Here is a 13,546-nt window from a genome sequence, read left to right as displayed (position 1 = left end):
GTGCAAGGGCGGTGGTCAGGGCATCTAGCTGACACGGTACAGCGGTATTTCAAGGGAATCGGTATGGAATGGGATTTGTCGGAGCAGCCTCCCATTGTCCGCAAGGCAGCAGAGTTCGCGCTGCAGGGGTATGAAATCGCCCTGACCTGGTTGGTGTCCCCCGCGGCCTGGTCTCAGTTTGCAATCCTGATTGTGGCGTATCTGGCCGCCGTGTTCGTGGCGCGGCGGGTGCGCAAGCCGCTGACCCGGGTGCTCACCCCACCCGACGACAGCAGCAGCATCTTTACGAAGCCCCGGCTGTTTCTCCTGCTGTTCATTCCGCTGTTGATGGCGGTCTTTGCCTACGCGTTCGCAGCGATCGGGGAACAGGTCATCCGGTCGGTCTTTGGCACGGGCAGCGTCATCGCCTTTGGCAAACGCGTGTTCCTGCTCATCGCCGCCCGCATATTTGTGCGCGATCTGGTCAGCGATCCGTTCCTCAAACTCCTTGGCAAATATGTTCTGCTGCCAGCGATGGCGCTTTATGCCGTGGGTCTGCTCGATGTGCTGACCGAACGTTTGAACGAGACGATTATCCAGCTTGGGAACATCTCGTTCTCGGTCATGGCGCTCCTGCGTGGTGTGATCGCCGGCGCGATCCTGTTCTGGCTCGGGCGCTGGTCGAATGACCAGTCGGCGTCATACATCAACCGACAGGAAGAGATGCGTCCGGCGACACGGCAGCTGGCCGCCAAGGCAGCCGAGCTGCTGATCTTCGGTCTTGCCTTCATCCTGCTGATGAACATCATGGGCATCCCCCTCACCTCGCTCGCCGTTCTGGGTGGTGCGATTGGTGTCGGTCTGGGTTTTGGTCTTCAGAAGATTGCGTCGAACTACATTTCCGGAGTGATCCTCCTTCTCGAGGGACAGGCGACGGTCGGAGACTATGTCGAGCTGGACAACGGTGAATCGGGCACCATCGTCAGGACAACCGCCCGCGCGATGATCCTGGAAACCTTTGACGGGCGCTGGATCGTGGTGCCGAACGAGGATTTCATCACCACCCGCGTGATCAACTATTCGGATCAGGGAAGCGCAAACCGGCTCGAAGTGGCGTTTTCGGTCAGCTACGACACCGACATCAATCTCGTTCCCGACATCATCGTTGAAGCGGTTTCAAAACATCCCGGCGTTTTGCAATCACCGGAACCGCCCGATGTAGAGCTGCGCGGCTTTGGTGACAGCGGCATTGATTTTGGCGTCGAGTTCTGGGTCAATGGGATCGATGACGGCAAAAACAAATACGCGTCCGACGTGCTGTTCCTGATCTGGAACGCGCTCAAGGCGCATAACATCGAAATCCCGTATCCGCATCGCGTGATAAAAATGCGCAATGCTCCAGCGGTGGAATGACCGATGCGCTCGTAATCGGCGGCGGCCCTGCGGGGCTGATGGCTGCAGAAGCGCTGCTGAGCGCGGGGCGCACGGTGACGCTGGTCGAGGCCAAGCCGTCCATTGGGCGAAAGTTCCTCATGGCGGGGAAGTCCGGGCTGAACCTGACAAAGATGCAGGCGTTTGGGCCGTTTCTTGCGGCCTATGGAACCGGGCTGCACCCGACCCTGCGCAGTTGCCTTCGGGCCTTTGGACCTGAGGAAGTGAAGGCCTGGACCGAAGGTTTGGGTCAGACCACCTTTACCGGCTCAACCGGTCGGCTGTTTCCAAATGCGATGAAGGCGTCACCACTCCTCAGAGCGTGGCTGGATCGGCTGGACGGCCTGGGGCTTTACCGACACACGCGCTGGCGTTGGGTGGACTGGGACAAGAACGCCTTGCAGTTCGACACTCCCGAAGGCACCCGCGTCCTGACCCCGCGCGTGACGGTCTTTGCCCTTGGCGGTGCAAGCTGGGCGCGGCTGGGATCGGATGGCCAATGGGCCGACCGTTTCGCAGCGAAAGGGATCAAGGTCACGCCGTTCCAGCCGTCGAATGTGGGTTTGGTGGTGGATTGGTCGGACCATATGCCCCGGCATTTCGGTGCGCCGTTAAAAGGCATCTCCCTTTACGCGGGCGATCAGGTCTCACGCGGCGAGGCGGTGATCTCGAAACGCGGTTTGGAAGGCGGTGGTGTCTATCCGCTGGCCCCGTCCTTGCGCGAGGGGGCGGCGTTGACGCTGGACCTCCTGCCGGACCTGAGCCTTGAGGCGGTGGCGGATCGTCTTTCGAAACCAAAAGGCAAAGCGAGCCTGTCTAACCATCTTCGCCGGGTGCTGAAACTGTCCGCTGCGGCGCAGGCCATTCTGCGGGAGTTTGTGCATCCCTTGCCGGATGACCCAAGTGCTCTGGCGCAGGTGATCAAGGCCGTGCCCATCCGGCACGCCGGGCTGCGTCCAATGGATGAAGCGATCTCGACTGCGGGCGGTGTGTCCTTCGAAGCATTGGACGAAACCCTCATGCTCAGGGACAGGCCCGGCACGTTCTGCGCGGGCGAGATGCTCGATTGGGACGCGCCGACGGGGGGCTATCTGCTGACCGCCTGTTTCGCCACGGGGCTTTGGGCGGGGCGTCACGCAGCGGAATACGACCGGCCGTGACGTGACGTTGGGGCGTGACACGTCAACTTCGCCCGTGTCAGGTGATGCCAACGGAGGAGTTCTGCCATGACCACATACCCGAATATGCTGGCCCCGCTCGACCTTGGGTTCACCACGCTGAAGAACCGCGTGCTGATGGGGTCGATGCACACCAATCTGGAAGAGACCGGCGACTGGAACCGCGTGGCCGAGTTCTATGCCACCCGCGCACGCGGTGGCGTGGCGCTGATGGTCACGGGCGGCATGGCGCCGAACCGCGAAGGCGGGGTGTTTCCGGGGGCGTCCGGGCTGTTCACCGATCAGGACATCACGAACCACCGGATCGTCACCGACCGGGTGCACGAGGCCGATGGCAAGATCGCGATGCAGATCCTTCATGCGGGGCGCTATGCCTATGGCAAGGAATGTGTGGCACCGTCTGCGGTGAAATCCCCGATCTCTCCGTTCCCGCCGATTGAATTGGATGAGGACGGGATCGAGAAGCAGATTTCCGACATCGTGACCGCTGCGAAACGCGCGCAGGACGCCGGGTATGACGGGGTCGAGGTGATGGGCTCGGAAGGGTACTTCATCAACCAGTTCCTCGTGACCCACACCAACAAACGTACGGATCGCTGGGGTGGATCGTACGAGAACCGGATGCGCCTGCCGGTCGAAGTGGTGCGCCGGGTGCGCGAGGCGGTGGCGCCGGAGTTCATCGTGATCTACCGGTTGTCGATGATCGACCTGGTGCCGAACGGATCGACCCACGAAGAGGTCGTGCAACTGGCGCAGGCGATTGAACAGGCCGGTGCCACGATCATCAACACCGGCATCGGCTGGCACGAGGCGCGGATTCCGACGATTGCCACCAGCGTGCCGCGGGCGGCGTTTGCCTGGGTGACGAAGAAGCTGATGGGCAAGGTGGGGATTCCGGTGATCACGTCGAACCGGATCAACACGCCCGAGGTGGCGGAAGAGGTTCTGGCGACGGGTTGCGCCGACATGGTGTCGATGGCGCGGCCGTTCCTGGCCGATCCGGATTTCGTTGCGAAGGCGGCGGCGGGCAAAGCGGCGCAGATCGCGCCCTGTATCGCGTGCAATCAGGCCTGTCTTGATCACACGTTCCAGATGAAGATCTCGTCCTGCCTTGTGAATCCGAAGGCGTGTTTCGAGACCGAGTTGAAAGTTGAACCAACCGTTAATGCAAAGCGCGTTGCGGTCGTGGGCGCGGGGCCGGCTGGCCTGTCGGCGGCGATCACGGCGGCGGAGCGTGGGCATCAGGTGACGCTGTTCGACAAGTCCGACGAGATTGGTGGTCAGTTGAACATGGCCAAGCAGGTGCCGGGCAAGGAAGAATTCTGGGGGCTGGTCGACTGGTTCCGCACAATGCTGGAGGAAACCGGGGTCACGGTATCCTTGGGCAAAGCCGTGAGTGCGGATGACCTGACCGGCTTTGACGAGGTGATTGTCGCCACAGGTGTTCTGCCGCGTGATCCGCAGATCCCCGGTCAGGATGGGCCGAACGTTCTGGGCTATGTGGATGTGCTGCGCGGCAAGGCGGCGGTTGGTGAACGTGTGGCGGTTGTGGGTGCGGGTGGCATCGGGTTCGACGTATCCGAATACCTTGTGCATGAGGGCGAAAGCCCGACCGAGAACCTGCCGGACTGGATGAAGGAATGGGGTGTCACTGACCCAGCCGACCAGCGGTCCGGTCTTGCGCCCGAGGGGCCGCAGCCCAGTGCGCCCGCACGGCAGGTGACGCTGCTGCAGCGCAAGGCGGAAAAACCGGGCAAGCGGTTGGGCAAGACCACGGGATGGATTCATCGTATGAGCCTGATGATGAAGGACGTGCAGATGAAAGCGGGTGTGAATTACGAGCGCATCGACGCCGAAGGTCTGCACATCTCGTATGGTGAGGCGCGGGAGCGGCCCGAGGTGATTGCCTGCGATACGGTGGTTCTGTGTGCGGGGCAGGTGTCGGAGCGGTCGCTGGCCGATGCTTTGGAAGCCAAGGGCGTGACCTGCCATGTGATCGGCGGGGCCGATGTCGCGGCGGAGTTGGACGCGAAGCGGGCGATCGATCAGGGCACGCGGTTGGCGGCGACGCTGTAAGGAACGGCAGCGGCGCGCGATGCGTTGAGAGGTCAGACGGCGGGGCATGCGGCCCCGATTGGACATTCAACACATCAGGAGGCCTACAATGCCTGTAATCAGTGACGCAAAAATCCTGCTCATTTCGACCCACGGGTTCGAGCAATCCGAACTGGAATTCCCACGCGACCAATTGCGCGCCAAGGGAGCGAAGCTGCATGTGGCGACGCCGGTTGGTAATGCCATCAAGGGTTGGGAAGGCAGCGACTGGGGTCGTGAGGCCGAGGCGGATGCGAAGATCTCGGACGTGTCGGTTGAAGACTATGACGCGCTTGTTATTCCCGGAGGTCAGATCAACCCGGACCTGCTGCGCGTCGATGAGGACGTGCTGGAACTGGTGAAAGCCTTTCACGATCAGGGCAAGACCATCGCCGCTGTCTGTCACGCGCCGTGGGTGCTGGTCGAGGCCGGTATCCTGAAGGGTCGTGACGCGACCTCGTACCATTCGATCAAGACGGATGTGATCAACGCGGGCGCTGCCTGGAAGGACGAAGCGGTTGTCGTGGATCAAGGCATCATCACGAGCCGACAACCGGGAGACCTCAAGGTGTTCGTGTCGAAGATCGTGGAAGAGATCGAAGAAGGCGCGCATCGGCGCAAGGCGGCGTAAACGGCTTGCGTTTCATGGAAAAAAGCCGGGTTTGCCGCCCGGCTTTTTTGTTGTCCTGCTGTTTCCGGTTGCACGACATTGCCCAACAAAACCCAGATATTGTCGGCACTGTGCCAAAGTTGAGCCTGATTTGACGGTCATACCCACCTCAACGAAACACGAGGAAAACGTATGGACCGTCTTACCGAAATGGAGGCCTTTGCCACGGTTGTGGATCAGGGCGGCTTTACCGACGCGGCCAAGAAGATGGGCATTTCGAAATCTGCGGTGTCCAAGCATGTCTCGAGCCTTGAGGCGCGGCTTGGTGCGCGGCTTTTGAACCGGACGACGCGGCGTGTGAGCCCGACCGAAATCGGCCTTGCCTATTATGACCGCGCCCGCCGGGTGCTGAACGATGCCGGTGAGGCGGACGCGCTTGTGACCTCCATGCAATCCGCACCGTCAGGTCTGCTGCGGATCAGTGTCGCGACAGATTTCGGTGTGAACCACCTTTCCCCGGTTCTGGGCGAATTCCTGTCGGATTTCCCGGATATCACGGTGAACATGGTTCTGAACAACCGTTATGTTGAGCTGATTTCCGAAGGGTTCGATATGGCCGTGCGGATCGGGGAGCTGGAGGACAGCACCCTGCGGGCGCGGAAGCTGACCGAGACCACCAAGCGGATGATCGCGGCGCCGTCCTATTTCGAGAAATACGGCCGTCCGCGCCGGATCGACGATCTGAACGAACACAAGCTTCTGCATTATTCGAACCAGTCGAGCGGCAACGTGTGGAAAGTCACCGCGCCGTCGGGTGAAAAGCGCCAGGTGCGCACGGCTGGTTGGCTTTCCGTGAATGATGGACAGTCGCTGCTCAATGCCTGCGTGGCGGGTCTTGGCATCGCGTATCTTCCGTCGTTCCTGTACGCCGAAGCCATGGAACAAGGCTTGGTCGAGGATGCCATTCCCGACCTGCCGATCGACACGCAGGGCATCTATGCGGTTTATCCGCCGGGTCGGTTTACCCAACCCAAGGTGCGGGCCTTTATTGATTTCCTTGTTCACCAGTTCGCGGACAAGGGCCCGAAGGACTGGTAATACATCCTCCCTCGTCTGTTCGCAGACAACCTCTGCGCCCCGGATGCCATAGCCGGGGCGTTTTTTCGTGCCGGTTTCCGGGTTGCGACTCGACGCTTGCGAGGGCAGTGTCTGGCGACCTTAACCCAGCCGGAGCGTTGTCATGCCCTTCACCCTTGCCACCTGGAACATCAATTCGGTCCGTCTGCGCGAAGGGCTGGTGGCCAAGCTGATGGCCGAGGAAGGGCCGGATGTTCTGTGCCTGCAGGAGTGCAAGAGCCCGGTGGAGAAAATCCCGCTCGAGCAGTTTCAGGCGCTGGGCTATGGCCACATGATTGCGCGGGGGCAGAAGGGCTACAATGGCGTTGCCATCCTGTCGAAGCTGCCGATGGAGGATCTGGGCGACAGGGATTTCGCCGGTCTGGGCCATGCGCGCCATGTGGCGGGCCGGCTGGAAAATGGTGTGACGATCCACAACTTCTATGTGCCTGCGGGCGGCGATGTGTCGGACCGCGAGGTGAACGAGAAGTTCGGGCAGAAGCTCGATTACCTGACCGAAATGCGGGACTGGTTTCATGCAGAGCGGCCGGAGAAGGCGATCCTGGTGGGTGATCTGAACATCGCGCCGCGTGAGGATGATGTCTGGTCGCACAAACAATTGCTGAAAGTGGTGAGCCATACGCCCATCGAGGTCGAGCATTTCGGCGAAACGCAGGATGCCGGTGGTTGGGTCGATGTGACTCGGCAGGATATCCCGGAGGGGTTGCTGTATTCCTGGTGGAGCTACCGCGCAAAGGATTGGGATGCGGCGGACAAGGGGCGGCGGCTTGATCATGTCTGGGCGACGCCGGACATTTCGAACGCTGCGCACAGCAGCCGGATTTTGCGGGAAGCGCGCGGGTGGGAGCAGCCGAGCGATCACGCGCCGGTGTTTGCCACGTTTGATCTGTGATGCCGCTGGGCTGTTTGCAGTCCCGGTGACGGGGCTCAGGCGCGCAGGCTGAGGAGCGCCTTGCGGCGGCGCGAGACGATCTCCCGGCGATCCTGCGCGCGTCCGACGCGGAAACTGCGCGCGACGAAGTCTATGTGATCGGATGCTGCGTCTGATGCCAGTTCCGGTTGGCCGCTGATGATGGCGTCTGCGATGGCCTTGTGTTGCGCCATCAGCATTTCACCTGTGCCATCGATGGCCCGCAGGAAATCCCGATTGTAAAACACGTTGCGGGCCATCAGCTGGTAAATCGCGGCCATGGTGTGGACCATGAGCGAGTTGTGGCTCGCATCGACGATAGCAGCGTGAAAGCGCACATCGGCGTCGCGAGAGGCTTCAGCGTCACCCTTTTCGTGCGCCACTTCCAGCTCGTGGACAATATCCCTGAGGATTTCGCGGTCTTCTTCTGTCGCGCGTTCGGCCGCGAGCATGGCGGCGAAGCTTTCCTGTTCGCGGCGAAATTCAAGGTAATCCTCGAACGCGGTGACATGGCGTGCGTAGAGATCGACCAGCGCGGGCGACATGGCGGAGCCGACCAGCGGGGCAACGAAATTGCCTTCGCCGTGACGGACGATGATCAGTCCGTTTTCCTCAAGACGCTTCAGGGCTTCGCGCACTTTGGGGCGCGAGACCTTCATCTCTTCCGCAAGAGCGCGCTCTGACGGGAGGCGGGTGCCGTCCTTGAGGACGCCGGAGACGATCAGTTCTTCGATGTGGTGAACAATCGTGTCGGCCACCGATTCGTGACCGACCGGTCCAAAGAGGTTCGCGAGGGAATTCGGCATCGGGTTTCCTGATGGTCGCGGGGTGTAGTGGTAAAATAAGTGCTCCTTTTCTGCGTTCAACCAAAATGTCGCAGACATGCACTGGAGGCATAGCTTAGTTGCATAAAAATCATAATTAAATCAGCAATTTGAAAAATTGTCAGCTGACAATCCTCAAGAACATCCTCTGCGTTCCGAACGGTAATTCCATGCCGACTTTCCTCGAGTGGTCACGAAATGATTGATTTCAACAAGTGGTAAATAATATGAACCACTCTATCCCGGGTGGACGGCCCGGCGATTTTTCCCGGCGCAGGCCGGACGACCCTGAGGAGGAAACATGAAAAACGTACTCACCAGCCTGGCCGTGGCAGCGGCTGTCCTGACAGCCCCGGCAGCACATGCCGCCGACAAGCTTTTGCTGAAGACACCGATCGCGTTCTCGACCGCGTTGCCGGGTCTGGGCACACCGATTCCGCGTGTGGCGGACCAGTTGGACCTTATGTCGGGCGGGACGCTCAAGATGAAGGTCTATGAGCCGGGCAAGCTGGTCGATCCGTTTGAAATCCTGGATGCTGTGAGCACCGGGAAGATCAATTCGGGCTACACCACCGCCGGGTATTGGGCGGGCAAGATCCCCGCGTCGCCGCTGTTCTCGGCCGTACCGTTCGGCCCCGAGGCGGGCGAATACATGGCGTGGCTCTATTACGGCAACGGTATGAGCCTGTATCAGGAAATGTACGATCAGGCGGGCTATAACGTCCACGTTCTGCCCTGTGCGATCATCGCACCGGAGACGTCGGGCTGGTTCGCCAAGGAGATCAACACACCGGCTGACCTTCTGGGCCTGAAGATGCGGTTCTTCGGTCTGGGTGGCAAAGTCATGCAGAAGCTGGGCGTGGCGACATCGTTGCTGCCGGGCGGTGAGATTTTCCCGGCACTGGAAAAGGGCGCGATTGACGCGACCGAGTTCTCGATGCCCGCCATCGACGCGCGCCTCGGGTTCCACAAGCTGGTCAAATACAACTACTTCCCCGGCTGGCATCAGCAGGCGACCGTTTTCGAACTGCTGATCAACAAGGATGTCTGGAACGAGGCGACCGACCAGCACAAGGCGATCATCGAGAATGCGTGCAAGGCCTCGATGGCCGACAGTTTTGCCGAAGGTGAGGCGATCCAGCACGACGTTCTGATCGACAACGTGGAAAACAACGGTGTCGAGATCAAGCAGTGGTCCGACGAGATGCTCGCCACGTTCGAGGAAACCTGGAACGCGGTGGCTGAAGAAGAAGCTGCGAGTAACGAGTTCTTCGCAAAGGTTCTGGCTGACATGAACGATTTCCGGGACGGTTACACGCTCTGGAAAGAGAACGCCTTCCTTCCGCGCAAGTAAGTGTGAGCAGCTGCGGCGCCCCAGGTGGGGCGCCGCGTTTCTATTCGTTTGTCGCTTTTTACGGATTTGGACGCCGGGGTTTTCTGCCCGGTGAGGGACAGGAGGCACCGTCATGTCACAGACAGTTAAAGCCATAGAAGACCCGATCGAAACCTACGAACACATCCTTGAGCATGAGGAAAAGGATACGCAGACCGTTGCCGTCGGGATCGACAGAATGGTCAAGGGTGTGGGGCATGTGGTCATGTGGGCGAATGTCCTGCTGATTGCAGCCATCGTGGCGCAGGTGCTGTTCCGCTACCTGCTGAACCAGAACTTCCCCAAGCTGGATGAGATCCAATGGCATTTTTACGGGCTGGTGACGATGGTCGGCATTTCCTATGCGCTGGTCACGGACAGCCACGTGCGGGTGGACATTCTGCACCTGCAACTGAGCCGTCGCGCGCAGCGGATCATCGAGGTGCTGGGAATCCTGACGCTGGTGGCGCCGTTCCTCTATCTGATGGTCGATCAGGGGTGGGACTACTTCTACGAAAGCTGGCGCGTGGACGAACGGTCGTCTTCGCCGACGGGCCTGCCAGCGCGCTGGGCGTTCAAGGCGATCATCCCGATCTCGTTTGTGCTGCTGTCCTTTGCGGCGTTGGCGCGGCTGATCCATGATGTGCATGCGCTGTTTGTTGCGGGGGATGAAGAACGGCAAGGCCGCGATCTGCGGTTGATCCTGTGGGCGCTTGTCAGCTTTGCCGCAGTGGCGACCGCGTTGACCTTCCTTGTTCACACGACCGAGGAAAAGCTGGTCATCGCGATGTTCCTGACCTTTATCGCGCTGTTGTTCACCGGGTTCCCGGTGGCCTGGGTGCTGGCTGGCACGGGTGTGCTGTATTGCGGTATCGCTTATCTGTTCGACAACGGGATGATGAACTGGACCGGGCTTGAGGAGACCCTCATCGGTCTGGATTACCTGAGCCTTGGGGCGGTGGTGAACCGGGTCTATGCGACCATGTCGAACGCGGTTCTGGTTGCCTTGCCGATGTTCATTTTCATGGGGCTGATGCTGGACGAGTCCGGTGTGGCCGAGAAGCTGATGTCGTCGATGCAGCGGCTGTTTGGCCGGACGCGCGGCGGGCTGGCGATCACCGTGACGATGATCGGGATCATCCTTGCAGCCTCGACGGGGATCATTGGCGCGTCGGTGGTTCTGCTGGGCGTGCTGGCGTTGCCGTCGATGGTGGAGCAGAAGTATTCGCCGATGCTGGGCACCGGTGTGGTCGCAGCGTCGGGGACTCTGGGCATTCTGATCCCGCCGTCGATCATGCTGGTGATCATGGCCGACCAGATGGCGCTGTCGGTGGGTGACCTGTTCATGGCGGCGATGCTGCCGGGGGTTCTGATCGGGGTTCTGTACCTGACCTATATCTTCGTCATCTCGTATCTGAAGCCGTCGGTCGCTCCGGCCCCCGAAGGTGCCATGCGTCCGGATTGGGCTGCTGTGAAGGACGTGCTGATTGCGGTTCTGCCGACGCTGGGTCTGATCCTTGCGGTTCTCGGGTCGATCTTTGCGGGTATCACCACGCCGACGGAGGCGTCTGGGATTGGGGCCATCGGGGCGACGGCGCTTGCGTTGGGGTATCGCAAGCTGACGCTGCAAAAACTGGTCAACGTTCTGAAATCCACGTTCAACACGACCGCCTATATCTTTGCGATTTTCCTGGGTGCGACAGCGTTCTCGTACGTTCTGCGCGAGCTGGGTGGGGATCAGTTGATCGAGGACATGATCCTTGGCACGGGGTTCGGGCCGAACGGCACGGTGATCGTGATCCTTGGGATTGTGTTCCTGTTGGGCTTTGTTCTCGACTGGATCGAGATCACGCTGATCGTGCTGCCGCTGATGCGCCCGATCATCAATGCGCTGGGGTTGGATATTCCGGGTTACGGCGTTGTCGATGAGGCCGCGCTGGTGTGGTTCGTGATCCTTGTTGCGGTGACGTTGCAGACCTCGTTCCTGACGCCGCCGGTGGGATTTGCGCTCTTCTACCTCAAGGGTGTGTGCCCGCCCGAGATCAAGCTGGGCCATATCTACAAGGGGGTGGTGCCATTTGTCCTGTTGCAGCTCACGGGGTTGGCGTTGGTATTCTTCATGCCGTGGCTCGCAACCTGGCTGCCTTCGGTTGCCTACTGAGCCTGACAGGGGGAGAGGACCGATGACGGACGACGACCTTCTGAATAGATTGCGCGCGGTGGTCGGGGCACGGCACGTCCTGACCGGCGCCAAGCAGACCGAGCGGTTCCGCAAGGGGTTCCGTTCGGGCGAAGGCGACGCTCTTTGCGTGGTGCAGCCGGCGACCATTCTGGAACAGTGGCAGGTACTTCAAGCCTGCGTCGCGGCGGACAAGATCGTCATCATGCAGGCGGCCAAAACCGGGCTGACGGAAGGATCGACGCCAAAGGGGACGTATGACCGCGATGTGGTTCTGATCAACACGCGGCGGATGGATGCGATCCATACGCTGCGCGGTGGTGAGCAGGTGGTGAGCCTGCCGGGGGCGACTCTGTTTGCCTTGGAAAAGCTGCTGAAGCCTTTGGGCCGGCAGCCACATTCGGTGATTGGGTCGTCCTGCATCGGTGCGTCCATTGTCGGAGGCGTGTGCAACAACTCCGGCGGGTCGCTGATCGAGCGGGGGCCGAGCTATACCGAGCTGTCGCTGTTCGCGCGGATCACGGCGGATGGAGAGTTGGAGCTGGTCAACCATCTGGGGATCGCGTTGGGCGATACGCCGGAAGAGATTCTGACGCGGGTGCAGAAGGGTAACTTTGGTGATGCCGATCTGGAGCCGACGAATAAGCGCGCGTCGGATACCGAATACCACAGGCGGGTGCGCGACGTGGATGCCGACAGCCCGGCACGGTTCAACGCGGACAAACGGCGGCTTTACGAGGCGGCGGGATGTGCCGGGAAACTGGCGGTCTTCGCCGTACGGCTGGACACCTATCCGATCAACGAGACCGAACAGACCTTCTATATCGGGACGAACGATCCCGGCGCGCTGACCGACCTGCGGCGGCATATCCTTGCCGAGTTCGACAGCCTGCCGGTGTCTGGCGAATACATGCACCGTGAGTGTTTCGATATTTCAGAGACCTACGGCAAAGACACGGTGTTGATGATCGACAGGCTGGGCACCGACAAGCTGCCGATGTTCTTTGCCCTCAAGGGCGCGGTGGATGCGCGGTTGAACAAGCTGGCGCTGACGCGCGGGTTTACGGACCGGTTCATGCAACTGGTGTCGCGCATGGTGCCCAAGCTGCTGCCCAAGCGGCTGACCGATTACCGGGATCGGTATGAGCATCACCTGATCCTCAAGATGCGGGACGGGGGCGTGGGTGAGGCGCGGGCGTTCCTCAAGGTGTTCTTTGCGCAGCGCGAAGGCGATTTTTTCGAGTGTACCGCGCGTGAAGGCAAGCTGGCCGGGTTGAACCGCTTTGCGGCCGCAGGGGCCGCAATCCGCTATCAGAACGTGCATCGCGACTCGGTCGAGGACATTCTTGCGCTTGATATCGCGCTGAAACGGAATGAGCGGAACTGGTTGGAAGTCCTGCCCGACACTATCGCGGACAAGCTGGTGCATCGGCTCTATTACGGACACTTCTTCTGCCACGTGCTGCATCAGGATTACATCGTGAAGAAGGGTGTGGATGTTGTGGCTCTCAAAGCCGAGATGTTGGAATTGCTGGATCAACGCGGTGCAGAGTATCCGGCGGAGCATAATGTCGGCCACATCTACAAGGCCAAGCCGGATCTGGCCGAGTTCTACAAATCCATAGACCCGACCAATTCGTTCAATCCCGGCATCGGCAAGATGTCGCGTTGCAAGCACTATGCGTGATCTGTTTGTTTAGCTTTGAACTAATTTGCCATGCATCTGATGCATGGACGATATGACGATGCCTTACTGCCGCTGGGGAACCCAGCGTGCTAGGAGCGAGTTACACCGTTGAGTGGAATTGCATCGAAGCAATTTGTTCAGCGAT

Annotated in this window: 10 protein-coding genes; 9 read left to right on the top strand and 1 reads right to left on the bottom strand. The window is 60.4% G+C overall.

Annotation, left to right across the window (positions count from 1 at the left end):
* Positions 1-63 precede the first annotated feature (63 nt).
* The 6 genes from MGEO_RS09625 (at position 64) to MGEO_RS09600 (ending at position 7,321) form a co-directional block, all read left to right on the top strand.
* Positions 64-1,392: a mechanosensitive ion channel family protein gene (locus tag MGEO_RS09625; protein ID WP_085636531.1), complete on the top strand. Its 1,329-nt coding sequence runs from the start codon at positions 64-66 to the stop codon at positions 1,390-1,392.
* Positions 1,389-2,570, top strand: a complete 1,182-nt coding sequence (locus MGEO_RS09620; protein WP_085636529.1) for a TIGR03862 family flavoprotein — start codon at positions 1,389-1,391, stop codon at positions 2,568-2,570. Before MGEO_RS09625 ends, MGEO_RS09620 begins: the two co-directional genes overlap by 4 nt.
* Positions 2,571-2,636: 66 nt before the next feature.
* Positions 2,637-4,664 carry an NADPH-dependent 2,4-dienoyl-CoA reductase gene (locus tag MGEO_RS09615; RefSeq protein WP_085636527.1) on the top strand — a complete coding sequence of 676 codons (2,028 nt, stop codon included), beginning with the start codon at positions 2,637-2,639 and terminating at the stop codon, positions 4,662-4,664.
* A gap of 88 nt (positions 4,665-4,752) precedes the next feature.
* Positions 4,753-5,313: a type 1 glutamine amidotransferase domain-containing protein gene (locus tag MGEO_RS09610; protein ID WP_085636525.1), complete on the top strand. Its 561-nt coding sequence runs from the start codon at positions 4,753-4,755 to the stop codon at positions 5,311-5,313.
* A 171-nt stretch (positions 5,314-5,484) separates the two neighbouring features.
* Positions 5,485-6,390, top strand: coding sequence for a LysR family transcriptional regulator (locus MGEO_RS09605; RefSeq protein ID WP_085636523.1), 906 nt, complete (start codon positions 5,485-5,487; stop codon positions 6,388-6,390).
* A 142-nt stretch (positions 6,391-6,532) separates the two neighbouring features.
* On the top strand, positions 6,533-7,321 hold the full coding sequence (locus MGEO_RS09600) for an exodeoxyribonuclease III (protein ID WP_085636521.1): 789 nt from the start codon (positions 6,533-6,535) through the stop codon (positions 7,319-7,321).
* 35 nt (positions 7,322-7,356) lie between these two features.
* Here the strand turns inward: MGEO_RS09600 and MGEO_RS09595 are convergent, their stop codons facing one another.
* The gene (locus tag MGEO_RS09595; protein WP_085636519.1) at positions 7,357-8,145 is read right to left on the bottom strand and encodes a FadR/GntR family transcriptional regulator; all 789 of its coding nucleotides are present in this window, start codon (positions 8,143-8,145) and stop codon (positions 7,357-7,359) included.
* Between the two features lie 319 nt (positions 8,146-8,464).
* Here MGEO_RS09595 and MGEO_RS09590 point away from each other — a divergent pair, with 319 nt between their 5' ends.
* From MGEO_RS09590 to dld, 3 genes are all read left to right on the top strand, one after another.
* On the top strand, positions 8,465-9,517 hold the full coding sequence (locus MGEO_RS09590; protein WP_085636517.1) for a TRAP transporter substrate-binding protein: 1,053 nt from the start codon (positions 8,465-8,467) through the stop codon (positions 9,515-9,517).
* A gap of 112 nt (positions 9,518-9,629) precedes the next feature.
* Complete coding sequence (locus tag MGEO_RS09585) at positions 9,630-11,696, top strand: TRAP transporter large permease subunit (protein WP_085636515.1); 2,067 nt, start codon at positions 9,630-9,632, stop codon at positions 11,694-11,696.
* Between the two features lie 22 nt (positions 11,697-11,718).
* Positions 11,719-13,401 carry a D-lactate dehydrogenase gene (dld, locus tag MGEO_RS09580; protein WP_085636513.1) on the top strand — a complete coding sequence of 561 codons (1,683 nt, stop codon included), beginning with the start codon at positions 11,719-11,721 and terminating at the stop codon, positions 13,399-13,401.
* Positions 13,402-13,546 lie beyond the last annotated feature (145 nt).

Origin of the sequence: Marivita geojedonensis (genome assembly GCF_002115805.1) — a bacterium.
Taxonomy (GTDB): domain Bacteria; phylum Pseudomonadota; class Alphaproteobacteria; order Rhodobacterales; family Rhodobacteraceae; genus Marivita; species Marivita geojedonensis.
The sequence above is the reverse complement of the archived record's forward strand: the minus strand, read 5'-3'. Positions and strand labels throughout refer to the sequence as shown.